This window comes from Agrobacterium sp. ES01 (assembly GCF_050320885.1).
Taxonomy (GTDB): Bacteria; Pseudomonadota; Alphaproteobacteria; order Rhizobiales; family Rhizobiaceae; genus Allorhizobium.
The window spans coordinates 37995-64503 of record NZ_JBNQTH010000010.1; the positions used below are offsets into that span (position 1 = coordinate 37995).

At 58.5% G+C, this 26509-nt stretch carries 23 protein-coding genes; 8 read left to right on the forward strand and 15 right to left on the reverse strand.

The genetic code is table 11. The features are described from left to right. The first annotated feature begins 116 nt into the window (after nt 1–116). The 3 genes from ACQQ2Q_RS20730 to ACQQ2Q_RS20740 are packed head-to-tail and all read left to right on the forward strand — an operon-like array spanning nt 117 to nt 2907. On the forward strand, nt 117–1019 hold the full coding sequence (locus ACQQ2Q_RS20730) for a carbohydrate ABC transporter permease (RefSeq protein ID WP_428189041.1): 903 nt from the start codon (nt 117–119) through the stop codon (nt 1017–1019). Further along, nucleotides 1016–1843 (forward strand): carbohydrate ABC transporter permease, encoded by an 828-nt coding sequence (locus ACQQ2Q_RS20735; protein ID WP_428189042.1) that lies wholly within the window; start codon nt 1016–1018, stop codon nt 1841–1843. Before ACQQ2Q_RS20730 ends, ACQQ2Q_RS20735 begins: the two co-directional genes overlap by 4 nt. Beyond that, nucleotides 1840–2907, forward strand: coding sequence for an ABC transporter ATP-binding protein (locus ACQQ2Q_RS20740; protein ID WP_428189043.1), 1068 nt, complete (start codon nt 1840–1842; stop codon nt 2905–2907). The genes ACQQ2Q_RS20735 and ACQQ2Q_RS20740 overlap by 4 nt, the downstream gene beginning before the upstream one ends. Before the next feature lie 52 nt (nt 2908–2959). Here ACQQ2Q_RS20740 and ACQQ2Q_RS20745 read toward each other — a convergent pair whose 3' ends face one another. Continuing rightward, the gene (locus ACQQ2Q_RS20745) at nt 2960–3607 is read right to left on the reverse strand and encodes a TetR/AcrR family transcriptional regulator (RefSeq protein ID WP_428189044.1); all 648 of its coding nucleotides are present in this window, start codon (nt 3605–3607) and stop codon (nt 2960–2962) included. 226 nt (nt 3608–3833) lie between these two features. Here ACQQ2Q_RS20745 and ACQQ2Q_RS20750 point away from each other — a divergent pair, with 226 nt between their 5' ends. From ACQQ2Q_RS20750 to ACQQ2Q_RS20765, 4 genes are all read left to right on the forward strand, one after another. Beyond that, nucleotides 3834–4838 carry an efflux RND transporter periplasmic adaptor subunit gene (locus ACQQ2Q_RS20750; protein ID WP_428189045.1) on the forward strand — a complete coding sequence of 335 codons (1005 nt, stop codon included), beginning with the start codon at nt 3834–3836 and terminating at the stop codon, nt 4836–4838. Continuing rightward, complete coding sequence (locus ACQQ2Q_RS20755) at nt 4835–5908, forward strand: efflux RND transporter periplasmic adaptor subunit (RefSeq protein ID WP_428189046.1); 1074 nt, start codon at nt 4835–4837, stop codon at nt 5906–5908. Before ACQQ2Q_RS20750 ends, ACQQ2Q_RS20755 begins: the two co-directional genes overlap by 4 nt. Further along, nucleotides 5905–8982: an efflux RND transporter permease subunit gene (locus ACQQ2Q_RS20760; protein ID WP_428189047.1), complete on the forward strand. Its 3078-nt coding sequence runs from the start codon at nt 5905–5907 to the stop codon at nt 8980–8982. The genes ACQQ2Q_RS20755 and ACQQ2Q_RS20760 overlap by 4 nt, the downstream gene beginning before the upstream one ends. Before the next feature lie 258 nt (nt 8983–9240). Beyond that, complete coding sequence (locus ACQQ2Q_RS20765; RefSeq protein ID WP_428189048.1) at nt 9241–10209, forward strand: alpha/beta hydrolase; 969 nt, start codon at nt 9241–9243, stop codon at nt 10207–10209. 44 nt (nt 10210–10253) lie between these two features. Here ACQQ2Q_RS20765 and ACQQ2Q_RS20770 read toward each other — a convergent pair whose 3' ends face one another. From ACQQ2Q_RS20770 to dctP, 9 genes are all read right to left on the reverse strand, one after another. Next, the gene (locus ACQQ2Q_RS20770; protein ID WP_428189049.1) at nt 10254–11978 is read right to left on the reverse strand and encodes an amidase; all 1725 of its coding nucleotides are present in this window, start codon (nt 11976–11978) and stop codon (nt 10254–10256) included. A gap of 1 nt (nt 11979) precedes the next feature. After that, entirely contained in the window at nt 11980–13023 is a 1044-nt protein-coding gene (locus ACQQ2Q_RS20775) for an agmatine deiminase family protein (RefSeq protein WP_428189050.1), read from the reverse strand. A 90-nt stretch (nt 13024–13113) separates the two neighbouring features. Continuing rightward, nucleotides 13114–13281 (reverse strand): hypothetical protein, encoded by a 168-nt coding sequence (locus ACQQ2Q_RS20780; RefSeq protein WP_428189051.1) that lies wholly within the window; start codon nt 13279–13281, stop codon nt 13114–13116. A gap of 206 nt (nt 13282–13487) precedes the next feature. Beyond that, on the reverse strand, nt 13488–14213 hold the full coding sequence (locus ACQQ2Q_RS20785; protein WP_428189052.1) for a ribonuclease activity regulator RraA: 726 nt from the start codon (nt 14211–14213) through the stop codon (nt 13488–13490). Between the two features lie 11 nt (nt 14214–14224). Further along, nucleotides 14225–15958: an L-arabinonate dehydratase gene (gene araD / locus ACQQ2Q_RS20790; protein ID WP_428189053.1), complete on the reverse strand. Its 1734-nt coding sequence runs from the start codon at nt 15956–15958 to the stop codon at nt 14225–14227. A gap of 4 nt (nt 15959–15962) precedes the next feature. Then, complete coding sequence (locus ACQQ2Q_RS20795) at nt 15963–16130, reverse strand: hypothetical protein (RefSeq protein WP_428189054.1); 168 nt, start codon at nt 16128–16130, stop codon at nt 15963–15965. Nucleotides 16131–16140: 10 nt separating this feature from the next. After that, on the reverse strand, nt 16141–17457 hold the full coding sequence (locus tag ACQQ2Q_RS20800; RefSeq protein WP_428189055.1) for a TRAP transporter large permease: 1317 nt from the start codon (nt 17455–17457) through the stop codon (nt 16141–16143). Further along, a complete protein-coding gene (locus ACQQ2Q_RS20805; protein ID WP_428189056.1) occupies nt 17447–17968 on the reverse strand; it encodes a TRAP transporter small permease subunit in 522 nt (173 codons plus the stop codon). The genes ACQQ2Q_RS20800 and ACQQ2Q_RS20805 overlap by 11 nt, the downstream gene beginning before the upstream one ends. 76 nt (nt 17969–18044) lie before the next feature. Next, a complete protein-coding gene (gene dctP / locus ACQQ2Q_RS20810) occupies nt 18045–19070 on the reverse strand; it encodes a TRAP transporter substrate-binding protein DctP (protein ID WP_428189057.1) in 1026 nt (341 codons plus the stop codon). A gap of 131 nt (nt 19071–19201) precedes the next feature. On the opposite strand from dctP, the gene ACQQ2Q_RS20815 reads away from it, so the two are divergent. Then, a complete protein-coding gene (locus ACQQ2Q_RS20815; RefSeq protein WP_428189058.1) occupies nt 19202–19939 on the forward strand; it encodes a GntR family transcriptional regulator in 738 nt (245 codons plus the stop codon). Nucleotides 19940–20005: 66 nt separating this feature from the next. Here the strand turns inward: ACQQ2Q_RS20815 and ACQQ2Q_RS20820 are convergent, their stop codons facing one another. The 5 genes from ACQQ2Q_RS20820 to ACQQ2Q_RS20840 all read right to left on the reverse strand — a co-directional run bounded on the left by ACQQ2Q_RS20820 (nt 20006) and on the right by ACQQ2Q_RS20840 (nt 26390). Beyond that, on the reverse strand, nt 20006–20482 hold the full coding sequence (locus tag ACQQ2Q_RS20820) for a MarR family winged helix-turn-helix transcriptional regulator (RefSeq protein ID WP_428189059.1): 477 nt from the start codon (nt 20480–20482) through the stop codon (nt 20006–20008). A gap of 62 nt (nt 20483–20544) precedes the next feature. After that, entirely contained in the window at nt 20545–22572 is a 2028-nt protein-coding gene (gene fhuB, locus ACQQ2Q_RS20825; protein ID WP_428189060.1) for a Fe(3+)-hydroxamate ABC transporter permease FhuB, read from the reverse strand. After that, a complete protein-coding gene (locus ACQQ2Q_RS20830) occupies nt 22565–23470 on the reverse strand; it encodes an ABC transporter substrate-binding protein (RefSeq protein ID WP_428189061.1) in 906 nt (301 codons plus the stop codon). Before ACQQ2Q_RS20830 ends, fhuB begins: the two co-directional genes overlap by 8 nt. After that, on the reverse strand, nt 23467–24300 hold the full coding sequence (locus ACQQ2Q_RS20835) for a heme ABC transporter ATP-binding protein (RefSeq protein ID WP_428189062.1): 834 nt from the start codon (nt 24298–24300) through the stop codon (nt 23467–23469). Before ACQQ2Q_RS20835 ends, ACQQ2Q_RS20830 begins: the two co-directional genes overlap by 4 nt. Continuing rightward, entirely contained in the window at nt 24294–26390 is a 2097-nt protein-coding gene (locus tag ACQQ2Q_RS20840; protein ID WP_428189063.1) for a TonB-dependent siderophore receptor, read from the reverse strand. The genes ACQQ2Q_RS20835 and ACQQ2Q_RS20840 overlap by 7 nt, the downstream gene beginning before the upstream one ends. Between the last annotated feature and the right edge of the window lie 119 nt (nt 26391–26509).

Below are 26509 nucleotides of genomic sequence, written 5' to 3' on the forward strand. Positions count from 1 at the left end.
CGGCTGAGGTCGCCTGTTCTTATTGAACCCTCCCGCAGGATGCGCCCCGCATTTCCAACGCTTGGGAAGTGCGGGGCGATCCGAGCGGAGTTCGGCCAGCCACCGGGAGAATAACAATGCGAAAGATCCTTTCCAGCCTCAGGGATGGGCGAGGCTTCGACATAGGCCTTGTCGGGGTTCCGCTCGGCTTCCTGTTCGTCATGTCGGGATTGCCCTTGCTCTACAATGTTTTGATGAGCTTTCAGGAAGTGGACATGTTTTCGCTCGGCCAGTTGATCCGGCCCTTTGTCGGCTGGGACAACTATGTGTCGCTATTCGCCCAACGGGAAACCTGGCCGATTTTGACCAATACGGCGATCTTCCTCGCGGCCTCGATTGCCGGCCAGTTCGTGATCGGTTTCGCCTTGGCGCTTTTCTTCTGGGTCGGTTTTCCCGGCGCCTCCTGGCTGCGCGGATTGTTTCTCGTGTCGTGGATCATGCCGGGGCTCGTCGTCGGTGCCATCTGGAACTGGATCCTGTCCGGCGATTTCGGCGTGCTGAACTACATGCTGCGCGAGAGCGGACTGATCTCCGGCAATATATTCTGGCGGTCGGACCCCAGCTATTCCCTCTGGGCCGTGATCATCGCCAACATATGGCTGGGAACATCGTTCAACATGATATTGCTGTCGGTCGGCCTGTCCGGCATTCCAAAGGATCTCTACGAGGCGGCAGAACTGGATGGCGCCAACATTTGGCAGCGGTTTTACACGATAACCCTGCCCATGATGCGTTCGACCATCGGCGCAGTTGTCTCACTGGGCTTGATCTTTACGCTGCAGCAGTTCGACCTGTTTGCCGCCATCACCTCTGGCGGACCAAACAATTCTTCCAATGTGGCTCAGTATTGGGCCTGGGACCAGTCGTTCAAGCAATATGACTTTGCCCGAGGGGCGACCATCTCCGTCATCATGATCATCTTCGTCATGTTCGCGTCCCTGGTTTATGTGCGCTCCACGCGTCAGGAGGTGCATGGATGAGTGAGATTCACCGAAACCGGATCATGCTGGCTGTCGCGCTCTTGCTCGCCGCTATTTATCTTTTTCCGCTGTACTGGATGTATGTCACGACCGTGAAAAGCGGCTCTGCCATGTTTGCCACGCCCCCGAGCTTCTGGCCTGCCGATCCGCAATGGAGTTCCTATCCCTATGTCTGGGAAAGCCGTAATATGGGGCGTTTTCTCTGGAACTCGCTCGTCATTGCCGCAGGCGCTGTTGCCTTGATTGCCGTCCTTGGAACCGGCTGTGCCTATGTGCTGGCGCGCTATCGGAATGGCTGGGTCGATGCCGGATTGTTCCTGATCCTGATGCTGCAGGTGCTGCCGGCCTCGCTGATGATCACACCGATCTTTGTCGGCTTCTCGCAGGTCGGGATGCTGGAATATCCCCGCGTGGCCGTCATCATTGCCATTGCGGCCAAGAGCATGCCCTTTTTTGTCGTCCTGGTGAGGGCAACCTTCATAAGCGTGCCGCTGGAACTGGAAGAGGCGGCATTGGTCGATGGCAGTTCGCGTCTCGGCGCCTTCTTCAACATTGTCCTGCCATTGGCGCGCAACGGTATCCTGGTCTCCGCCATCCTGATCTTCATGCAGGCCTTCGGGGAGTTCGTCTATTCGAAGTCGATCATCCAGGCCGTTGAATATCAGCCTGCCAGCGTGGGGCTCAATTCCTTCATGGGGCCAAATACCAATGAATGGAACAACATCATGACCTTTGCGACGATCTATGTGACACCGATCCTCGCGGTCTTCGTTCTCTTGCAGCGTCGGATCGTATCCGGCCTTACATCCGGAGCCCTCAAGTGACCCACCAGATCGAACTCAACGGCGTCAACAAATATTACGGCGCCTATCATGCGCTGCGCAATATCGATCTGCGCATCGAGAGAGGCGCCTTTGTCGCGCTGGTCGGACCATCGGGCTGCGGCAAGTCGACATTGTTGCGGTCGCTTGCCGGGCTGGAGCGTATTTCTTCGGGTGACCTGCTCATTGGCGGCGAGCGGATGAACGACGTTCCACCGCGCAAGCGTGACCTGGCCATGGTTTTCCAGTCCTATGCGCTCTACCCGCATATGACGGTGGAGGAGAATCTGACCTATTCGCTGCGCGTGCGCGGGGTGAAGAAGGCCGAAGCAAAGAAGGCCGCCGCAGAAGTGGCTGCAACGACCGGCCTTGGCGACCTCATGCATCGCTATCCGCGTGAACTCTCCGGTGGTCAGAGGCAGCGTGTCGCGATGAGCCGGGCAATCATCCGGCACCCCAAGGCGTTTTTGTTCGACGAACCTCTGTCCAATCTCGATGCATCGCTGCGTGTGCATATGCGCAAGGAAATCCGCGCCCTGCACGACAGACTGGGTGCAACTTCCGTTTACGTCACCCATGACCAGATCGAAGCAATGACCATGGCCGATCATGTGGTGGTGATGCGACAGGGTGTGATCGAGCAGCAGGGCGCACCGCTCGATCTCTATGACCGCCCGGTCAACAAATTCGTTGCCGGCTTCATCGGTTCACCGGCGATGAACTTCATTCCTGCAGTGGTCGATGCGGATGGCCGCAACCTGACCCTGGAACTGGAAGTGCCGCAGCGCATCCCCCTGTCCACGGCCAGGCCAGCTGGTGAAAAGCTGGTGGTGGGGTTGCGCCCCGAGCATCTGACAATCGTGCCCGATGGCGAAGGGCTTCTACAGTTGCAGGTGGGCGTCGTGGAAATGACCGGCACCAACAGCTATGTCGAAACTGCAGGCACTCCGGAAGTGATGATCTTGCAAGCCGGGCGTACCATCGCGAGGCCGGGGGACATGATTTCCGTCACGTTTTCAGATGTTCATCTCAATCTGTTTTCGGCAGACACCGGATTTCGCATCTGAGCGCATTGTCGGTCGATGACATCTCGTGTCTGTCTCGTGTCGATGGGTCAGACTATTTCAAGAGACGTAACATCATCGCCGCAAGCCGGCGCTTCAACGTGTCGTCGTCTTCCTCTATTCCGGAAACGCTTGAAACGAACTGACGTGTCGAAATCAGAACGCCGATCATGGACATTGAAGCGAGGATCGACATGCCGATCTCATCAGGATCATCGTGCTTGTCGATATTGCGTATCTTTGTGATCCGGTCGAAAAGCATCGCATAGATTGGCCGCCCCAGCCTGTCGACGATCAATGCCTGTCGCTCGCCTTTCCCCGTCGTCATGATCTCGCTGATCAGCAACTGGGCGAAGAGAGGGCGCTCGGCCATCATTTCCACCATGCCGGTGCAAAGTTGCTCCATTTGCAATTCGGGCGAAAGCTCTCGGTGCTGTTCCGGCCAGATAGCCATGCGGGTGACGCTGTCGTTGGCCACCGAATCGACTACCGCGGTCCAAAGGCCCATTTTTGAGCCGAAGCGATAAGAGATCAATGCGACGTCCACGCCAGCGCGTGCGGCAATTGTCCTCAGAGAGGTTTTCTCGAAGCCATGCTCGGCAAAACATGCAAGGGCCGCGTCGAGAAGTTCCCCGCCGTCATGCTCCTGGCCCCGTCTGGGACGCCCGCGGGTGCGCGTTTTCCCGTGTTCACCTGATTTCAACGCTCTTTCCTTATATATATTGACAAGATAGACCAGTAGAGGCATGTATTCAACGACTGATGAATAAAAAATGCCCTACGTTGAGCAAATCTGGAAGACGCCAATGCCACAAACTGCCGCCACGCGGAAACAATGCCTGTGCATCGATAGAAGATCCCGAATGGTCTCCGTGACGGCAGTCTTTATTGTGTTTGCCCTAACAGGGTGTGACGACGGAAAAGGAGATGTGCAGACGTTTACGGAGCATGTTCTCGTGGAGCCGGTAAAGATGGAAGCCGATCTCGTGCATGCGTCGGGCACAGGCGAGGTGAAGGCGCGCGTCGAAAGTGTCCTGTCCTTCAAGACATCCGGTCGGGTTCTTTCCCGCTTCGTCGATGTCGGCGATCATGTTGTTGCGGGGCAATTGCTTGCAACGCTCGATCCGACCGAGCAGAAGGCGGATGTCGAATCCGCTCGGGCGGCTGTGGCCTCGCAGGAGGCGACACTGCGCCGAACAAGTTCGGTGCTAACGCGCCGCCGCGCGCTCATGCAGTCGGGCGTGATCTCGCGCGAAGATCTCGACAGCGCGGTACAGGAAAACCAGTCCGCAGAGCAGGATCTGAACTCGGCTCGCGCGCAGCTTTCCACTGCCCTCAATGTGCTGGAACAAACAGAATTGCATGCCGACGCCGACGGGATCATCACCGAGCGTGACGTTGAGACCGGGCAGATCGTGCAGGCCTCAGCCGCCGTTTACACACTCGCTCAGGATGGACCGCGCGATGCAGTCTTCAATGTCCAGGAATCTGCGCTTAGCAGCAACAAAAAGCCGATATCGATAGATGTGGCACTGGTGTCGCGCCCTGACGTCAAGGCGGCGGCCACGATCCGCGAAATCAGTCCCGCCCTCGATCGTTCGCTTGGCACGGTCATGGTGAAGTTGGCGATCACCGATCCTCCACCCGAAATGAGCCTGGGCACCGCAATTTCAGCAGATGTCGTCCTGGAGCGGGCAGAGCGAATATCCGTTCCCTGGCAATCTCTCTTTTCCCGCGAGGGCACGCCCGCAGTATGGGTCATGGACCCAAAGACAAACAAGGTCGATATGAAGCCAGTCAAGATCGAACGCTACGATGCGGCAAATGTCGTCCTGGCAGACGGATTGGAAGCCGGCGAACTCGTCGTGATCGATGGTGGCCAGTTCCTGCGTGCCGGACAACCGGTTTCCTACATCGATGAGGCTGCACAATGAAGTCCGGGATCGTCCTTCCTATCGTCATCATGGCCGCTGCCTTGAGCGCATGCTCGCAGGAAAAGGCTGCCGAAGAACCTGTGCGGCCCGTATTGTCCATGATTGCGGAGCCGCGAGAGCCAACCACATTTGGATTCGCCGGAACGGTCGAAGCCAAATTCAGTACCGATCTCAGTTTCCAGGTGCTTGGGCGCATTATAGCGCGCGATGTCACCGTCGGCGATCTGGTCAAGAAGGGGCAGGTCCTTGCAAGGCTCGATCCAACGGCGTTGCAACTTGCCGTCAATCAGGCGGAAGCCGACCTCGCCTCTGCCGTTGCCAAGCTGGACTTCGCGCGCACGAACGAAGAGCGGCAAGAAAAGCTGTTTGCCGCCAAGGCCAGTACAAAAGAGCAATTGGAAGAAGCCATTCAATCGCGTGAGGCTGCCAAGGCTTCAACCGAGCAGTTGCAGGCGAGCCTTTCAAAGGCACGTGAACAATTTGGTTATGCCGTACTCAAAGCCGAGTCCGATGGTGTGGTGTCGTCGGTGTCTGCCCAGGTGGGAGAGGTTGTCTCCGCGGGAGAGACGGTCATGACGATTGCCCGGCTGGAGGCGCGCGATGCCGTTGTCGATATTCCCGACAGCTACAGCAAGTTGACCGCGATCGGCATGCCCTATGAGGTTGCGCTTGAAGCCAGTTCCGGCACCAGGGTGAGGGGCATTGTCCGTGAGACTTCTCCGCAATCCGATGCGGCGACGAGGACGAGACGGACGAAGATCGCACTCGAGGCTGCGCCCGCTAGCTATCGCCTTGGCAGCACCGTCACCGCTTTTCCCGTGTCACCGAGCGACGGCCATATCTGGTTGCCACTAAGTGCGGTGGGAGGCGATCAGGACGAACATTTCGTATGGGTCGTCGATATGGATGCGAAGACGGTCGAAAAACGCACGGTTACGATACGCCCCTCTGCAACGGACGGCGTGGATGTACTTAGCGGTCTCACCGAGGGTGAGCGCGTCGTTACCGCGGGCGTGCATTCGCTCACAGAAAATCAACCTGTTAAAATTCCGGATGAGACGCCCCTATGAACAACAAGTTCAACCTTTCCGAATGGGCCCTGCAGCACAAGTCGCTCGTTTGGTATTTCATGATCCTTGCCACGGTGGCAGGCGTTTTTTCCTATATCAACCTCGGCCGTGAGGAAGATCCGGACTTCTCGATCAAGACCATGCTCATTCAGGCCTCCTGGCCCGGAGCCTCGGTTGAAGAGATGACAAGCCAGGTGACCGACCGGATCGAGAAAAAGCTGCAGGAGCTTGATTCTCTTGATTACACCAAGAGCCTCAGCACACCCGGCCAAACAACGATCTATGTGAACCTGCTGGAAAATACCAAGGCGGCGGATGTGAAGCCGACATGGGTCCGTGTCCGCAATATGATCAATGATATTGCGTCCACTCTGCCGGATGGGGTGCAAGGCCCCAGTTTCATCGACAGTTTCGGTGACGTCTACGGCAACATATATGCCTTTACCGCTGACGGCCTGACGCAACGACAGCTGAGGGATTATCTCGAATCTGCGCGCCAGGAAATCCTGTCGGTACCGAATGTCGGCAAGGTCGACCTGGTCGGCGCACAGGACGAAGTCATCTATCTGGATTTTTCAACGAAGCGGATGGCAGCACTGGGTGTGACCCAGCAGCAGATTCTCGAGACGCTTCAGAACCAGAATGCGGTGGTCGCATCTGGCACGCTGCGAACCGGTGCGGAACGCATCAATATACGCGTGTCTGGCCAGTTTGCCGGAGCTGACGCGTTGCGCGACATTAACCTTCGCGTCAATGACAGGTTCTTTCGTCTGAGCGATGTCGCAACGATAACGAGGGGTTATTCCGATCCGCAGCAAGCTCTGTTTCGTGTCGACGGCAAGCCCGCCATTGGTCTTGCCATCGGTATGAAGCCGGGAGCGAATTTGCTTCATTTCGGCGAAGCGCTGACGGAAAAGATGAATAAGATCATCGCCAATCTGCCCATCGGTATCGGTGTGCATCATGTGGCGGACCAAGCGGTTGTCGTCGATGAAGCGGTCGGCGGTTTTACCAAGGCTCTCTTCGAAGCCATCGCCATTGTGCTTGTTGTCAGTTTCGTGAGCCTTGGAGTGCGAGCCGGTCTGGTTGTGGCCGTTTCCATTCCGCTGGTGCTGGCAATCACCTTCATCTTCATGGAATATCTCGGCATATCGCTGCAGCGTATTTCACTTGGCGCCCTCATCATCGCGCTCGGCCTGCTTGTCGACGATGCGATGATCGCCATCGAGATGATGGTGTCGAAGCTCGAAGCGGGTGAACCTCTTTCCAAGGCCGCCACTGCTGTCTGGACCTCCACTGCCTTTCCGATGTTGACCGGTACCCTGGTGACGGTTGCCAGCTTTATTCCGGTCGGTCTTAACGACAGCGCGGCCGGTGAGTTCACCTTTTCTCTGTTCGTGGTGATTGCAATTTCCCTGATCACATCTTGGATTGTCGCAGTCCTTTTCGCTCCTCTGCTCGGCGTCTTGATGCTGCCGAAAACGATGAAGAAGCATCACGAACACAAGAGCTATCTGGGCGGTGCCTTTTCCCGCATTCTTTCCGGCTGCATGCATTGGCCCAAGGTGACAATTCTGATCACAGCCGCCATGTTCGCCAGCTCCCTGTATGGCATGACCTTCGTGCAGCAGCAGTTCTTCCCTGCTTCAGACCGTCCTGAGCTGATCATCGACTGGACAGCGCGACAGAACTACACCATCGCGCAAACCAAAGCCGAAATGGACAAGTTCGAAGCCGATCACCTGGCATCCAACGACGATGTCGATCACTGGACCTCCTATGTCGGTCAGGGTGCCAAGCGTTTCGTGCTTTCGTTCGATGTGCAGCCCAGTACCGACAACTTCGGCGAAATGGTCGTGGTGGCAAAGGATATAGAGGCGCGTGATCGTCTGATCGAAGAACTGTCCGCTGCTGCAACAGAGGAATATCCCGGTACGGATGTCTTTATCAAAAAGATGGAACTCGGGCCGCCGGTCGGTCGACCGATCCAATATCGCATCAGTGGACCAGAGCCGCAAAAGGTACGCACTTACGCCCAGGATCTTGCTGGCGTGATGGCCAACGACACCAGACTTGGCCGCGTCGTTCTGGATTGGAACGAGCCTGCGCGTGTGGTCAAGGTTGACGTGATGCAGGATAAGGCCCGCCAGTTGGGTATCAGTTCCAGCGATATCGCGACGGCACTCAACAATCTGACGGGCGGTTCGACGATCACCCAGATCCGTGACAGTATCTACCTCATCGATGTTGTCAGTCGTGCGACGAAAAGCGAAAGGGAGTCGATCGAAACTCTGCGCAACTTGCAGTTGCCGAAGGCCGATGGCAATTCGATCCCACTCGCCTCGATTGCCACTTTCCACTACGAGCTCGAGCAGCCCTTGATCTGGCGTCGTGACCGCATACCGACAGTGACACTGAAGGCTGCGATCACAGACAGCACCCAGCCAGCGACTGTCGACAAGTACCTGCAGCCCTTCATCAAGGATTTTGCCGCCAAGTTGCCGAACGGATATAAGGTCGAGACTGGTGGGTCGGTTGAAAGCAGTGCCAATAGCCAGGCTCCGATTGCGGCCGTCATACCGATCATGCTTTTGACCATTGCAACCATATTGATGTTCCAGCTGCAAAGCTTCCAGCGTCTGGTCATGGTGGTTATTGTCGCTCCGCTCGGCCTGATCGGTGTCGTTGCGGCGCTCTTGCCAAGTGGAGCTCCACTGGGCTTCGTTGCCATCCTTGGGGTCTTGGCGCTGATCGGTATTCTGATCCGCAACTCGGTCATCCTGGTTGTCGAGATCGATACCCTGCGCAGATCCGGCAAGGATGGATGGAATGCCGTAAGAGTGGCCGCCGAGCATAGAATGCGTCCGATCATGCTCACGGCTGCGGCAGCAAGTCTGGCATTGATACCGATTGCCCGGGAGATCTTCTGGGGCCCGATGGCTTTCGCCATGATGGGCGGGATCATTGTCGGCACCGTGCTTACTCTGCTGTTCTTGCCGGCGCTCTATCTCGTTTGGTTTCGCATCAAACCACCTCAGGATGACGTGCCACAGACAGAATCTGCTGCAACGTAAGCGGCAGTGATGAGAGACACCCGTGGATCCCGCCCCACCCCCGCCCCCGGGTGTCTCTCGTTTTCACTTCAAGTTATTCTGAGGGCGTCGATGTCGTTCTTCCGCCACACATTTGCCAGCAGACTTGTCGTGGCCATGGCATTGATTTTTTCTCTGCAGGCCTGTGCATCCCGTCCCACGGAGGAGATCCTCAAGCCCGTGGCCGTGGCGGATTCCTCTGAGAGGAAAATAACCATCCTCTCTGCGACAAACCGTAACTTGAGTGCAAAGAGCGACGATCCGGTCGACATGCGCTCCGACAAGCTGACTTTCGAGGCCTTTCGGTTTTCAATTCCGAAGCAGCGCCCGGCGGTTGGTGTCGTCTATCCCAAACCCTCGCCGGATCCGCGCAAACAGTTTCTCGTCACCGAGCGTGATCCGCTGGATAGGCCAGAATTCCTGAGGGAGCTGGAGTTGTCCGTCGACGAGAGCGGCACCATCGCGGTCTTCGTCCATGGGTATAACTACAGCTACCAGGAGGCTGTTTACTGGACCGCGCAACTTGGCGCCGATGCCGGGAATGTGCCGCCTCCTGTGCTTTTCGCATGGCCATCACAGGGAAGCCTGACCGGTTATGTCGCGGATAGGGACGAGGCGCTTGCGTCACGGACAGAGTTGACAAGATTGCTGGAATTGGTGAGCCGCGCGCGAGGCGTCAAACATATCGTGCTGTTTGCGCATAGCATGGGAAGTCTGATCGCAATCGAGGCAGTCAGGCAATTGCAGCTCGAAGAGCGTCAGGATGTCAGCCACAAGCTCGAGATCTACTTGGCTGCCGCCGATATAGATGTGGATCTCTTCCGGTCACAGCTTGCCGACATTGGCAGGCTGCCGCACCCTATCACCTTGCTGGTGTCAAAGCAGGACAGGGCCCTGTCCTTCTCCAGCCTCCTTGGCCAGGAGCGCCCGCGGGTCGGGCAGGCCGATGTTCACGATCCCAGAATAGCCACGATAGCACGCGACATGAATCTCAGGATTTTCGATATCACGGCACTGAAAGACAGCGATGGACTTGGTCATGATCGGTATGCGAGCCTTGCGAAATCCAGCGAGGAACTGATCCAGGCCGAGAGATCGCCCGCAGCCCCCGGTCACGTCGGGGTCATTGTTTTCACCGCAGCCAACAAGTTGTTGCTCGATCCGATTAGAGTAATCTCCGCTTCTCATCAGCGCGCTGGAATGCAGTAGCCGGTAAGGGTTCATCGAGCTCATGGCGCCCCTGAAGCGCGCTGTCAGAGTGCCGGAGTGCGCGGTGGCGCGATGCGGCGTTTGCCTGTCTGTTCGAATGCAGCCGCGATGGTCAGCAGCTTGTTGTCATCATAGGCGCGGCCGGCAAAGGTCAGGCCTATCGGTATCCGGGTGTCGTCCATAGTGCCCATCGGCACGGTTATCGTCGGAATGCCGAGATGGCGGATGGCCAGATTTCCGTTGGCGACCCAGACCCCGTTTCGCCAGCCGAGATCGGCGTGGGCCTCGTTGACGTCCATGTCGGCGTGGCCGATATCTGCGACGGCTGGAAAGACAACCGCATCGAGACCGAGTTGGTCCATCCAGAGTTCGAGGTCCAGGCGGCGCGTTTCTTCGAGCCCGCGCAAACCGGCCTCAAGGGTGGGTATATCCTCCAACGAGCGATAGGGATGGGCGCGCACCTGTTCCGGATATGTCGAAATATCGTCGGAAAAGCCGGTGTATCGATCCGGCAAGGTACCCGGCGGACGTGGGAAAATCATCGCCCCATCCACCGCGGCCAGACTATCGAGGGCCGGATCGCCGTTTGCCTGCAGGAAGTCATCCCAGGCCCAGGCGGATAGATCGATGATCTCATGTTTCAGGAAGTCGGTGCTGAGGAGACCGCGTGTCAGGATAGACGGCGCGCCCGGTCGATCGGCCTCGTAATTGGACACCACAGGAAAATCGACGGGTACCACATCTGCGCCCGCAGCTTCGAGATCGCGTCTGGCCTGTTGCCACAGCTCGATGATGGAGGCGCGTGTCTCGATCGGTTTCCCGGTCGAACCGCCAATTCCGCCTTGCGGGTTTGTGCCCGCGTCGGGATCGGCATTGATGTACATGCGCGGAATGCCAAAGCGTTTGCCGGCCAGCGTATGGCGCAGGTCACCATTGCTTTCGTCCGTGAGCATTCGATAGCTCGCCGGTCGCACAGCTGAAGCCTGCGGCAGTTCGATCCATGGTTGAGCCCGCCAAAAGTCACCCCGCGTTTCCGCGTCGTCGGCAACGATGACGTCGAGTACTTCCAGCATGTCGGCAATGTTGCGCGTGTGGGGCACGACGGTATCCATGGTTGGCACCAGAGGCCAATTGCCGCGAACCGAAATGATGCCACGCGATGGTGTGTAAGCGCACAGCGCGTTGTAGGAGGCTGGCGCCCTTCCGCTTGACCAGGTCTCTTCGCCAAGGCCAAAGGCCGCGAACGAGGCGGCTGTAGCCGTGCCCGAACCATTCGACGATCCGGATCCGAAGGCACTTGTGAGCCATTCCGCGTTATAGGGACTTTCGGCACGCCCGTAGACGCCGCGCTGCATGCCGCCGTTGGCCATGGGTGGCATATTGGTGAGGCCGAGGCAGATGGCACCACCCGCCCGCAGCCTTTCGATGGTGAAGGCGTCCCGTTGGGCTATCAGGTGTTCAAACGCCGGGCTGCCTGCAGCCGCGGTCAGCCCGCGCACGAGGTAGCTGTCTTTGGCGGTGTAAGGAATGCCGTCGAGGGGAGACAGGATTTTGCCCTCGCGGCGCCTTGCATCGGAGGCTTCGGCTTCTGCAATCGCGTCGGGGTTCATGACCACCATGGAATTCAAGGCGGTTTCGGTGCCGGGCAGATCATAGTGGCGGATGCGGGTGAGGTACGCCTCCACGAGATCTACACTCGTGACATCGCCTGCCTCGAGCGCTGCGCGCAAGTCCGCGATCGACTTTTCCATCACATCGAACTTGCTCATATTACGCGACCTTCGACGGGACAGAGGGCTGCTGCTGGGTGATGCAGTGGATGCCGCCGCCCCGTGCGAATATGGCGCGGGAATCCAGGGTGACCACCTGTCGACCGGGATAGGCCTGCTGCAGGACATCCTTGGCCGCCGCATCCGCCTCCTCGTCGCCGAAGCCGCAGGCGACAATGCCGCCATTGACGGCGAGATGATTGACATAGCTGTAATCGACGAACCCTTCTTCGTCCCGGATTTGTGCCGGCGCATCGAGCTCCAAGATCGTCCAGCGTCGTCCGGTTGCGTCTGTGGTTTTTTCGACATGGGCGCGCAGCTCCTGCATCACCTGATGGTCAGGATGTTCTGGATTGCTCTGACGGTGCAAAAGCAGCACGCCGGGCGAGGCAATGGTTGCAACGATATCGACATGGCCGCTGGTGCCGAATTCGTCGTAGTCGCGGGCCAGGCCGCGCGGCAGCCAGATGACTTTGGTCGCGCCGAGGGTTCTGGCAAGCTCGGCTTCGACCCGGCTGCGGTCGGCATAGGGATTGCGACGGGGATCGAGTTGCACGGTGTCGGTGACAAGAACAGTGCCTTCGCCATCGACATGGATGCCGCCGCCCTCGTTGACAAGGACGCTGGACACCAGTTCTGCTCCCGAATGGGCCGCGATGAAGCGCGCGATCTCGGCCGACTTTTTCCAGTCCGCCCAACCATGATCGCCCCAGCCGTTGAAGATCCAGTCCACCGCGCCCAGCACGCCGGGACGATCGTCATCGAGCACAAAGGTCGGCCCGAAGTCGCGCATCCAGAATTCGTCAAGCGGGGCCTCGATCTGTTCGATATGGCTGCCAAGCATGCGACGGGCGCGCTCGCGCTCGGACGGATCAACGACCATTGTGACCGGTTCGAACTCAGAAATGGCATGGGCCACGGCGGTCCAGGCTGCATAGCCCGTCTCACGCCATGCCTCGCCGTCTCCAAGCGTCGTGCCCGTACGCGGAAATGCCATCCAGGTGCGGTCATGGCGGGCGGTCTCGGAAGGCATGCGCCATGTCATATTTGCGGTCCTTGTCTTGGAATGAATTGGTTCCGCAGCGAACCGATCCGATAGTGTCCACCTATGTTCGATTGAAGGAGTATCAGCCAGCTAGGCTTTCAGGTAGTCAAGCACAGCATCAGCGATCATTTTTTTGTGGCGCTCGCGATATTCCGGTGCGGAAAGATCGCGGCGAAAGATCGAGCCGCAGATGGCGCGGTCGAAGGCGCGGCAGACACAGAAGGCGGTGATGCGCGGGAGGTGGTCAATGGGATCCACACCAGCCCGATCGCGCGGTGGCTGGCAATGCCGCGCTCTCTGCCATGGTCGGCCGAGACAGAGAGGGAGAGGGACACGCTGGTCGCGCCCGGTACAGGCGATCAGCTCGAGCGGCTGTCGCCCGGTAAATTCAGTTGCGTAATCTCCATTCTTGGCACTCGCTTTCCCCAAGTGGAAGCGAGTGCCTGGGTTGAAGTCGAGGCGTCTTATCGGCCTGTCTTTTCGCGCCATTCTTCGTATTTTTTCTGGTTCTCTTCCTTGGTGCACGGATAGAGACCGATGATTGAGGTCCCGCTCTGCACCTCTTCCAGTACGAATTCCTCGAAGCTTTCCATGCCGGCGCAGACCTCGGCGATTTCGTCTGCCAGATGCGCGGGGATGACCATGACACCGTCGCTGTCACCGACGATCACATCGCCTGGGAACACTGCAACATCGCCGCAACCGATCGGCACGTTGATGTCGAGGGCCTCATGCTTGGTCAGGTTGGTCGGCGCCGAGGGACCTGCAAAGAAGGCCGGCATATCGAGCGCGCCGATACCCGCCGCATCGCGGAGACCGCCATCGGTGACGATGCCGGCACAGCCACGCACGGCCATCCGCGTCACCAGGATCGACCCTGCGGTTGCTGCGGAGGCATCCTTGCGTCCGTCCATGACCAGCACGTGGCCGGGCGGGCAGGTCTCGACGGCCACGCGTTGCGGGTGCTCTGGATTGCGGAAAACCTCAAGGGCATTGCGGTCTTCGCGTGCCGGAATGTAGCGCAGCGTAAAGGCCTGGCCCACCATCGTCTCGGGCTTGGCCGCTACCGGGCGCACCCCCTGGATGAACTGGTTGCGCAGTCCGCGTTTGTAGAGTTGCGTTGCGATCGAAGCGGTGGAGGCGCGCTTGAGCTTGTTGCGTGTGGCGTCGGACAGAACGTAATCGGTCATGGGATACCTTTTCAGAAAATGTCGGGCTCGCCCGCAGTGCGGCCGAAGTCGGATTGCAGGAAGTCGAAATCGCAGCCCTGGTCGGCCTGCGTGACATGGCGCGAGAACATCCAGCCCCAGCCGCGTTCGAAGCGCGGTTCCGGCGGGGTGAGTGCAGCCCGGCGGTTGGCAAGCTCGTCTTCGTCCACCAGCATGTCGAGCGTCCGGTTGGGCAGGTCGAGGCGAACGATGTCGCCGGTCTTCAAAAGCGCCAATGGACCGCCAACATAGCTTTCGGGTGCGACATGAAGCACACAGGCGCCATAAGAAGTGCCGGACATGCGCGCGTCCGAAATCCGCAGCATGTCGCGGTGGCCCTGCTTGATCAGTGCTTTCGGGATCGGCAGCATGCCCCATTCGGGGAAGCCCGGCCCACCGAGCGGACCCGCATTGCGCAGCACCATCACATGATCGGGGGTGATGTCCAGGTTCTCGTCGTCGACTGCCTTCTTCATGTCCGGGTAGCTGTCGAATACCAGCGCCGGGCCTTCGTGCACGTGGAACTTCGGATCGCAGGCAGCGGGTTTGATCACTGCACCGTCGGGGCAAAGATTACCACGCACGACGGCAAGCGAACCTTCTTGATAGACCGGATTTGAGAGCGGGCGAATGACGTCGTCGTTATAGACTTCGGCACCCTGCAGATTCTCGCCCATGGTTTTGCCCGTCACGGTGAGGGCCGAGCAGTCGAGGCGATCCTCAATCTGCTTCATCAGTGCGCGCAGGCCACCAGCATAATAGAAGTCCTCCATCAGATAGTCCTTGCCCGATGGTCGGACATTGGCAATGAGCGGTGTTGTCCGGCCCAGAGCATCCAGATCGTCGAGTGTCAGATTGACGCCCGCGCGTCTTGCCATCGCGATCAGGTGCACGACCGCATTGGTGGAACAACCGGTTGCCATCGCAACGACGGCGGCATTGCGACACGCTGCCTCGGTAATAATCTTGTCCGGTGTCAGATCTTCCCAGACCATGTCGACGATTCGGCGACCGCAGGACGCGCCCATGCGTTGATGGTTGGAATCGACGGCCGGGATCGACGAGGCGCCGGGCAGAGTGAGCCCCATCGCATCGGCGATTGCCGTCATGGTAGAGGCGGTGCCCATGGTCATGCAGGTGCCGGCCGAGCGGGCAATGCCGCCTTGCACGCCCAGCCACTCCTCATCCGAGATATTGCCGGCACGGCGTTCATCCCAGTATTTCCAGGCATCCGATCCCGAACCGAGGATCTTGCCGGCATAGTTGCCGCGCAACATCGGACCAGCCGGCAGGTAGATCATCGGCACACCCGCCGAAATGGCACCCATGACGAGACCGGGGGTGGTCTTGTCGCAGCCACCCATCAGCACCACACCATCCAGCGGGTGCGAACGGATCATTTCTTCCGTCTCCATCGCCAGCATGTTGCGATAGAGCATGGAGGTGGGTTTGGTGAAACTTTCATCCACCGAAAGCGACGGCATCTCCACACCGAAGCCGCCGGCTTGGGCGATTCCGCGTTTCACATCCTGCACCCGCTCCTTGAAGTGGGAGTGGCAGGTGTTGAGCTCGGACCAGGTATTGAGAACTCCGATCAAGGGTTTGTCGACGAAGTCTTCCTCGCCATAGCCGAGCTGCATCATGCGCGAACGATGGCCGAAGCTTCTGAGGTCGTCTGGCGCGAACCATCGCGCGGAACGAAGGTCCGAGAGTTTCTTTTTTGTCATGATGTTATCCAGTAAAGGCGAAGGTCAGCCAGATGGCGAAGAGCGTGAAGACAAGGCCTGCGACTTCCGGCCAATTGCCGAAATCATGCATATCCTTTGTTTCCTCCGCGCCGAATTCGGAGCTCGAGATGTCCTCGTCCTGTCGGGTCAGGTCCTGATCGCTGATTTTCATCTGGGTCTCCTTAATTGAGCATCGCCGGCAGCCACAAAGCCAGGTCCGGGAAGAACAGGACCAGGAGTAGACCCACCGCTTGAAGGGCGATGAACGGTAGAACCGCGGCGAAGATTTCCTGGAGTTCAATATCCTTGGGCGCCACCGATTTGAGGAAGAAGCAGGCTGGGCCGAAGGGCGGAGAGAGATAGTAGATCTGGATGTTCATGGCAAAAAGAACGCCGAACCAGATCGGGTCGTAGCCCAGATCGACAACCACCGGCGCAAAGATCGGGACCGTGATGAACAGGATGGCGATCCATTCCAGGAAAGTGCCGAGGACCATGACGATCAGCATCATGACCACGATGACCCAGATCGGTGCGATATCCAAGGATGTCAGCACGCCACGCAGGAATTCACCGCCACCGATCCGGTTATAGATACCGATCAACGAGACGGCACCCAGCACAAGCCAGATGATCGACCCGACCGTGAGCACCGTCTGGCGCATGGCATCGCGCGCCATTGTCCAGGTCAATTCGCGGCGTATGCCGGCGACCACCAAGGCGCCGACCGCGCCAACGGCTGCAGCCTCGGTGACAGTGGCGATGCCGGAGTAGATGACGCCGAGCACTGCACCGATCAATATGCCCGGGAGAATGACGCCTCTCAGGAACTTCAGACGCTTGACGAAGGGCAGCCCCGTTTCCGGGATATCGTAGATAGGCGCCATGGACGGATTCAGGCGAACGCGCACGAGAATATAGGTAATGTACAGCGACGCCAGTATCAGGCCCGGTACCGCCGATGCAGCAAACAGCTTTGTAATCGAAACCTGCGCAGCCAGACCGTAGACGATCAGCACGACGGAGGGCGGTATGAGGGTCGCAAGTGCGCCTGCTGCGCAGATGATGCCGATCGACAGCTTGCGATCATAGCCCAGCCGCAGCATTTGCGGCAAGGCGATGAGGCCGAGCATGACGATTTCACCGCCCATGATTCCAGACATGGCAGCAAGCACGACGGCGACGATGCAGGTCTGCACTGCGACCGATCCGCGAAAACGTCCGCCCATGATGGCCATGGAATCAAACAGAGTCTTGGCGATGCCGGAACGTTCAAGAACATTCGCCATGAAGACGAAGAAGGGCACGGCAATCAGCTCATACTTGTGAAGCACTTCGCCGACATTGGCGGCGACGATGAAATAGCCAGCGCGCTCGCCGAAATAGAGGAGTGCCGTTCCAAGAGAAACTGTCAGCGTGGTGATGCCGAGCGGTACGCCCACCGCCATCAATGCCAGCAGCGAGCAAACGATCAGCAGGGTGATGACTTCAATGCCCATTGACGGTCTCTCCCTCTGTGTGCTGCGCCCAGCGAATGATGTTGGCAACCAATTGCAGCAGGTAGAGAATGCAGCCGGCGACAAGTATTGTTTTGAGATAGGTTGGCTGTATCGAGTTCAGGGCCGAGCCCGAATGTTCGACGCGGTTCAACGCCTTCACAGCCGGTCCCCACAAGGCGATCGTCAGCATCAGCACAGCACCCGAGGCGATCAGCATCTGGATAAGGCGCATGAAGCGCCAGACGCGCTTGCTCACCAGAACTTCAACCATGGTGATGGAAATGTGGCGATTGCGCTGGGTGACGTAGCCAACGGCGAGCACCCAGGCAGAGGCACAAAGCGTCATCGCAAGCTCGGTCGACCAGACCGTTGGGCTGTCGAAGCCATAGCGCATGACAACTTCAAGCGCGGAAACGACAATGCAGGCAAAGAAAAGAACAGAACAGCCATGACCGATGAAGACGCTGATCGCGTCCATCACGTCGGCATAGCGGGCAAGAAGGCGTTTCATCGCGTTTCCCCGAGGTGGCAGGCATCGACAAGGGGCGTCGCATCCAAGGGATAAGACGCCCCTTCAGGGAGGATCTCTATTTCTTGAAGAGACCGATTTCGGTCATGTAGGCAAGATTGGCGTCCAGTGCTTCCTTGGCCAGCGGCGACTTCTCGGCGAAGATTTCCCACTGTTTGCGAGCGACTTCACGCATCTTGTCGCGATCGGCCTGTGCCCAGTCGATCACTTCGATCTTTCCGCCGGCATTGTCGCGTGCTGCAAGGGCTGCATCGGCCTTGGCCACTTCAGCCGTCATGGCGTACATGGCTTCATACCACCAGTCCCGCAACGCCTTCTGGTCCGCCTCGGAAAAGCTGTCCCATTTTTCCTTGTTGATGGTGAACTGCATCGAAGGCATCGAGTGGATGCCCGGATAAAGCGGGTATGGCGCAACGTCATGCAGGCCGGTCGCATCGTTGTTCACGTAGGCAGAAGCATCGGCTGCGTCGACGATACCTTTTTCAAGAGCGCCATAGACTTCAGAGAAGGGAATTGAGACGGGCGATGCGCCGGCTGCCTGGAATACTGCAGCCGCCAGACCTTCCGGCGAACGGATCTTCTTGCCGGCCAGGTCTTCGAATGTGCGGATCGGCACGCGCGCAGGAAGTGACTCACGCGAATACGGACCGCAGGCGACAACATGAACTTCGCCATCGCTGATTGCGTCCGCTGCTTTTTGCATCACGGCTTCGCCGCCGCCATCACGACAAAAGCCGATCATCTGTTCCGGCGTGTCGTAACCCGAGATCAAATCACCCAGAACGGCAAAGGCTGGTTCGCGACCTGCGAAGTAATTGACTGAGGTGAAGTCACCGTCAAGCACACCGGCAGCAACCGCATCCGGCGTTTCCTTGGCCGGAACGACTGAACCATTCGGCGTCAGGACGATTTCGATCCGCCCTTCGGTCATGTCCTTGATTTTCGGCAGCCAGTTATCGGTAATGAACTGGGTCGAGAAATCTCCGGCGTTGAACGAAGTCTGGATGTTCAGTTGCTCAGCCTGGGCGATGCTCGCCACTGCCGATACGGACGCGGCCAAAACCGCTGTTTTGAACAGTTTCATATTGTCCTCCCATTGCTCCAATACGGGTTCCTCGTATCCCGTTGATTGATGTACTAATATATTAGTGCATAACCGTCAATAGTGATTTATGCTGTGTCATGTTTCACAAGCAGAAAGATGAGCATCCCATTATGATAGCGCCGGAACTGACCCTGTTTGCCGACAGCAATCGCCCCGACGGAGCGTCGGTCGGGCGGATCAAAAGGAGTTCGGCAAGCGAACAGATTCACAGCGCCCTCAGAGAGCGGATCATTTCGCTGGAACTGGAACCGGGTCGCAACCTCTCGCGCCAGGAGATCGCCACCCATTACGGTGTCAGCCAGACACCGGTGCGCGACGCCATGCTGAAACTGGAAGAAGAGGGCTTGCTGCTGATCTTTCCCCAGTCGAAGACGGAGGTATCGAAGATCAATGTCGCCCATGCGCGCGAGACACAATTCCTGCGCCTGTCTGTGGAACTGGAGGTCGCGAGAACGATCGCTGCAATGGCGGACAAGAGTTGCCTTTCTACGGCACGCGAGGCCTTGTCACTGCAGCACGCCGCTATCGGTGCTGGTGATATCGGCCGCTTTGCACGGCTTGACCACCTTTTCCATCAGGCTCTCTGCGGGGCGGCAGGAGCCGCAAATCTTTGGGAGCTGATCACCTCGCGGTCGGGACACATCGACAGGCTTCGCAACCTCAATTTGCCTGATCCGGGCAAGCCTGCGAACATTATCCACTATCACGGGCTTATTTTGAAAGCACTCGAAGCCGGCGACATGTCTGCTGCCGAAGCCGCCGTCAGGGCGCATTTATCGGGGACCCTTTCGCAGATGAAAGAGATCAAGTCCCGTCATCCCGATTACTTCGCGCCGAGCGAGAGATAGGCAGCGGCGGCAGGGCGTGACGATGGCGACGCTCGTCTGCCAACTGGCTGCGGAAATGTGACCGTGTCACGGACAGTCCTCATCCGACAGGCGATGAATGACACCGATCAGCAGATCGAGCCCGGCCAACATGGTTGCTTTGTCGCTTGCAGGCAGATCGGCGAGCATGAGTGAGACACGATCGCGCCATTCCTGGCGCGTGCCATGGATGATCCGAAGTCCTTCCTCGCTCAGGAAAAGCTCGACTGCACGGGTGTCCGCCAAAGATTTTTCGCGCCGGACCAGCCCCTTTTTCATAATGCCCGAAAGGCTGCGACTGATGGTCGATTGAAAAATGCCGGTCTGTTCCGACAATGCCTTGACCCCGCATCCGGGCTGGTCGGCAATGGCCGCCATGATGATGATTTGCTGTACGCTCAGATCATGCGTTCGCGCTTCGCTGGGACGGTACTGCAAAAGTTCGACAGCCAGTCGCTCCAGCGCCAGCGCGGCATGGCGTGTGGTGCCAAGCTCATCATCATTGTTCGCCTTTTGCGCGACCATCCGTCTTTTTCTCCACCCGTTTGCCAAATCCGCCTTCAAATCGCAGTTACCGGCAGGGCTGGTCAAGCCGCCAGCCTTTTCTGATCCGCAGCATTTGAGATTTTTATCTGTCGCGCGCCGGACAAGCGCATGATCGTCAGGGCAAGCGCAAGACTTAGTGCCCCGATCAGGATAGCCAGGAGCCCGGCTGGCAACTCATAAGGTGTGAACAGCTGGCGACCGACAAGATCGCTTGCCACAATCACGCTGCCACCCAGAACCGTGGATCCGACAAGATGGGTGCCGACTGAGCGCAAGCCGATCACGCGGGCGATTTGCGGCGCGGCCAGACCGACGAAGGTAATGGGACCGACCAACAGCGTTGCCGCCACCGTCAACAAGGCCATCGCCAGAATGATGACGAGGCGGGCACGTGCCAAGGGCATGCCCAGAGCACGCCCGGTTGCATTGCCAAGCGGCAGGATGTCCAGCCAGCGCAGCGCCGGCAAGACCATCAATGCGCCAACAGTTCCGAGAACAGCTGGAATGCTGAGCAGCGTATAGGAGGCCCGATAGGTCGAGCCTGACATCAGAGCCAGGATCTGACTGACCCTTGGATCGCCTGTGGCGAAGAAAATCAGGATCGTGGCATCGGCAATCGCCGTGATGGCGATACCGACCAGGATGAGGCGGCGAGGATCGAAATCCTGTCGCCGACCATAGGTCAAAACGGCGAGCAAGACGATGATGGCTCCGGTAAGGGCGCCGGCCGTCTGGCCGGCGGTGCCGGCGGTTGGCAGGATCAGCATGACGATGATCGTTCCCATGATGGCACCGGCGGATATGCCCATGCTTTCCGGGCTTGCCATGGGATTGGCCAGCAGCCGCTGCCCAAGGCAGCCGGCACATCCAAGTGCGCAGCCCGCGAGCAGAGCCGTCAGGACGCGAGGCGCGCGCCAGTCGAAAACCAGCGACATCTCCAGTCTGGGAACGAACAGTGCGGCGGCAATACAGGCAAGAAGGACCAGACCGCAGGCGGCGACAATTGCCCATTGGCCAGCCCTGTCGCGATTTACACGGCTGCGCAACCAAAGCGAATGCTCCGACTGCAAGGGCGACCCGGTGACCTTGCGCAAGAGGTAGAGGATCAAGGGTGCGCCCAGCAGTCCGGCAAGGGCACCGGCTGGCAGGAAGGCGGCCAGAGATTTCAGCAGGAACTGCAGTGCCTGATCGGTGACGCCCAGAAGCAAAGCTCCCATGAGGGCTGCAAGCAGGAGCTGCGGGACCACCCGACGCGCGCCGATCATCCGCGCAATATGCGGTGCTGCCAGTCCGACGAAGGCGATGATGCCGATTGTCGCCGTGATGGCGGCGGTGATGAGGATGGCAGCGCTCAGCAGAATGGCGCGCGACCAGCCGACGGACACTCCGGCGGAACGGGCAACACCGCTGCCGAGACCGAGAAGGGACAAGGGCCGCGCCATTGCCAGCACAATTGCCGCACCAACCAGCAGCTTCGGTGCCAGAAAGCGCACACCGTCCCAGCCGTTTTGTGCCAGATCGCCGGCGCCCCAGATGAACATGCTGTTGAGATAGTGATCCTTGAGAATGAACAGGCATGTGGTGACGGCGGCGAGTGTGAAACTGACGGCCATACCGCTCAGCAGCAGCGTCAGCGGGTCTTCGAGTTTGCGTCCGCTGATCAAAGCGACCAGTCCCCAGGCAAGGAATGAGCCCATAAGCGAGATTGCAAAGGCATGATCGGCATGCAGTTCCGGTGCAAGCAACAAGGCAAGGGTGAGTGCCAGTTGCGCTCCGGCCGAGACCCCCAATGTGGAAGGCGAGGCCAGTGGATTGAGAAGGCTGAGCTGGAAAACACCACCTGCAAATCCCAATCCCGCACCGGCTATCAGCGCCATCACCAATTGCGGCAAATAGACATAGCTCATCCGGATCGAGGATGCTGTCTCGGCGGCATCGCCCGAACCGAAGGGCATCCACAGTGCTGCGCCGCCGATTGCCTTTGCATTGGCATCGACCAGAAAAACCAGCAGTGCCAAAAGGACCAGCAGCGGCCAGGCCTGCAGGATCGTGTGCTTCGAACTATTCATGAGGGCAATCCGGCAGGGTTGCCGCAGTCAACGCTTCGGCCAGGATTTTCGCTTCGGGCAAACCACCGAAGGACCAGATGGGCGGAAGCATGCGCAAGCGCCCTTTCGCGACAGAGGGTAAATGATCGAGAAGATTGTTGCGGGCATGACTGCCGTCCGCGGCGTCCAGAATGCGCGCGACGGGCAACGGGGTCGGCCCCACGGCAATCAGCATTGCGTCGGGATAATCAAGCAATGCGCTTGCCGGTGCTGTGCTGAAGCCCCAGTAATTGGTCGGGCGTTTCCAGGCATTGTCGATATTGCCGGCCTTCAGCACATCTCCGTAGAGGCTGCCATCTGCAAAGACACGGATATGCCGTTCGTCGACGAAGTTCACGATCAGCACGGCGCAGGTGGCTGATGCGTTCAGCCGGCTTTGGCGCAAATCTTCCAATGCCTTTTCGGTGCTGCCAACAAGGCGTTCGGCGCGCGCGCCGGTATTCAGAAGACTGCCGAGTTCGCGCGTGATGCGGATCGAATTGTCCAAAGGCGTCTTGTCGGGTGTAAAGGTGGCAAAGACCTTTGTTTTCGCCACTGTCTCGAGCCGGGGAGCGATGCTGGAAAATTGCGGTGAGATCAGGATCAGATCGGGGTCTATGCCGCGTAATCGCTCCATATCGGGTGCCAGCCGCAGCCCAAGATCCACGATGTCGTCAGAGAGGTTCTCCTGTCCAACCCAGTCTGCATAGCCCTTTTTCTCCGCAAGCGCCGGCACATCCACGCCCAGTGCAAACAGCGTGGATGCCAGACCCCAATCCAGGGGCACAACGCGCAACGGCTCTCGCGCACCCGCAACGGCGTCGAACGCAATATTCAGACAGAGCCAACACAAAATCGTAGATAGAAGACGTCTGATCACGCGATATATCCAACAGGTCGTCCATCTGCGGGATGCGTAAACACCTCGATGGGAATGTCGTATACTTTCGTCAGCGTCGCCGCAGACATGACCTGCTGTGGCGTATCGATGGCGGCAAGCTGGCCGTCGCGCAAAGCCATCAGGCGGTCGCAGAAACGGGCTGCGATATTGAGGTCGTGAACGATCAAGACGACGCCGATGCCGTGCTGATGGGCGATCCGCCTCAAGAGTTCCAATGTCCTGGCCTGATGTGCCATGTCCAGTGCCGATGTCGGTTCATCGAGCAGCAGAAAACGTCGGGCCTGCGCCAGCACCATGGCAATCCAGACGCGCTGCTTTTCCCCGCCGGAAAGAGTTGAGACCAGCCGGTCGGCATGACGCATGGAATCGGTTTCTTCCAGTGCGAGCGTGACCGCCTGACGATCGTCAGGCGACATGCGTCGCAACGGGCCGTGCCAGGGATAACGCCCCAGCGCGACCAGTTCACGCACCGAATGGTTGTCGCTTGCGGGCAGGGTTTGCGGCAGATAGGCCACTTCGCGGGCAAACCCCCGGCCACGCCAGTGGCTCAGTGGTTTTCCCAGAAAGTCTACACGACCTTGATCCGGTCGGATTTCGCCGGCGAGCATTTTCATCAACGTGCTTTTGCCGGCTCCGTTTGGCCCGATAATGCTAAGAACCTGGCCCGGCTCAACGCCGAAGCTGATATCCCTGAGGATCGTCCGACCGTCGCGGACATAGTGCAGGCCATCGACGGCAAAACCCAGGGTGCCGGGGGATACCCCCTTGCCCTGGGCTGCCGTCTTCGCAAATGAAGCCAGTGTTACCATTTGAATGTCAGCTTCGCCTGTAGCGACCGCCGTTCTCCGTAGTAGCAAGCCTTATCACCGGCACAGGCAGCGACGTAGTGCTTGTCGAACAGGTTGCTCACATTAAGGGAAATATCCGCGTTCTTGTAGGTGTAACCGATACCGGCATCGGCAACCACATAGCTTGGCACGACAAGCGTATTGGCTCCATTTGCATAGGACCTGCCGACATAGCGGGCGCCCGCGCCTATGCGCAATCCTTCCAGCTTGTCAGTGAAACTATGGCTGACCCAAAGCGAGGCCATGCGCTCGGGCACGCCGATCGGCGTCATCCCCTGGTCGTCATTTTCAGATCGAGTAATCTCCAAGTCGTAATTGGTGAAAGAAGCCAAGATGTCCCAGCCGTCAACCACACTTACCGTGCCCTGCAACTCAATGCCGCGTGATTCGACTTCACCCGTCTGGATCTTGTTGGCCGCGTTTGCTGGATCAGTTGTCAGCACGTTCTGGCGCGTCAGGTCGAACCAGGCAGCGGTCAGGCGGAAGCGCCCTTCCGGATCCTGGTATTTGGCACCAATTTCATATTGCTTGCCGGTCTCCGGGTCGAATGCATTGCGGTTGACATCTGCCCCGGTGAGCGGATTGAAGGATGTCGAATAGCTCACATAGGGACGGAAACCTGAAAACAGCTCATAGCTGGCCCCGATGCGCCCCGTCAGCGCGGAGTCGTGGTTGGAAGACTCCGTGTTCGCAATTCGATCTTCCGTCTCCTGGTAAACCCAGTCCTGACGCAGGCCGGCTGTCAGGTCGAGCTTGTCGGTCACGTCGACCTGGTCCTGAATATAAAGTCCCAGCCTGTGGGTTCTGGTGCGAGCATTTGTCGTGTAATCCGGTGTGGTGACACTGATGCCGTAAACCGGGTTGGTCAGGTCCAGAGCATAATAATTGCCGCTCGGATCGTTTCCGAAGCCATATTTGTTGTCGAAATCCTCGTAGCTATAGTCGAGCCCTGCCAGAACATGGTGATGCATCGTCCCGGTGTTGAAGTTGCCTTCGAGATGGTTGTCCGTCTGGAAGGTCCCCACAGTCTGATCGGCGACCAGAGCCTGACGGAGCAACAGCGTGTCCGGATAGGTGGAAAAATAGCTGCTGGCGAGACCCACGCCATAGAGCGTTTCGTAATCGGTAGAGACGCGGGAATAGCGCGTGTTCTGTGAAAACTTCAGACCATTGTCAAATGTGTGCTCGATCTCGTAGCCAAGCATCAGCTGGTCGCGCTCATAGCTGTCGAAATCGGTGTCGCCGGTGAAGAAATCCGTGGGGATGCGTCCGAAGGAGGCCGAACCGACCGACGCACCATAGGGCAGGAAGCTGGTCGCTGTGCCGGTCTTGTCTTTTTGCACCTTGGCCATGATCGTGATCCGGGTGTCCTCGTCCGGCTTGACGGTCAGCGACGGTGCGATGAAGACGTGGTCGTCGTCGACATTGTCGACCTGTGTCTCGCCGAGCCGGCCAAGAGCCGTCAGTCGACCGAGCAGTGTTCCGTCTTCGTTGAGGACCCGATTGACATCGATTGCAACGCTGCCGCTTTGCGGCACGCCGCCGATAAACGACAGCTCGGTAAAGTCCTCGTCTTCCGGCTTCTTGGACACGAGGTTGATCAACCCGCCCGGGCTGCCGGCACCAAACAGCGACGAGCTTGGCCCCAGCAGTACCTCCTCGCGTTCCAGACCGTATGGATCGACGCGGAAATTGGCGTAAGATTGCGAATGCAGCTGCAGGCCATCCAGATAGAGGCCGTTATCCTGGGCGCTAAAGCCGCGCATGAAGAACCAGTCATAGCGCGTATCGACCCCATAGGCCTCGCTTCTGACGCCCGGCGTATAGCGAAGGGCTGCACCAACACTGTCGGCACCCTGGGCATCCATCTGATCGCGGGTGACCACCGAAACGGACTGCGGCACCCGATCGATGTCGGTCGTTGTCTTCGTCGCGCTGTTGGCGGTCCTGGCGACGAATCCCTTCTTTTCCGCCGTCTTGCCGTTGACGAGAATGGTCTGCAGTACAGTCTCATCGCTGTTGGCTTCCTGAGCAAGCACAGGGCTTGTCATCGCGGTCGTCACCGCCAAGAGAGTGGAAAATGTCCTGAATCGCGAATGAAATGAACTGAAACGCATTATAGAGCCCCGGTATGATACGAATAAAGATAGCGGTGCTATATATTTATAGA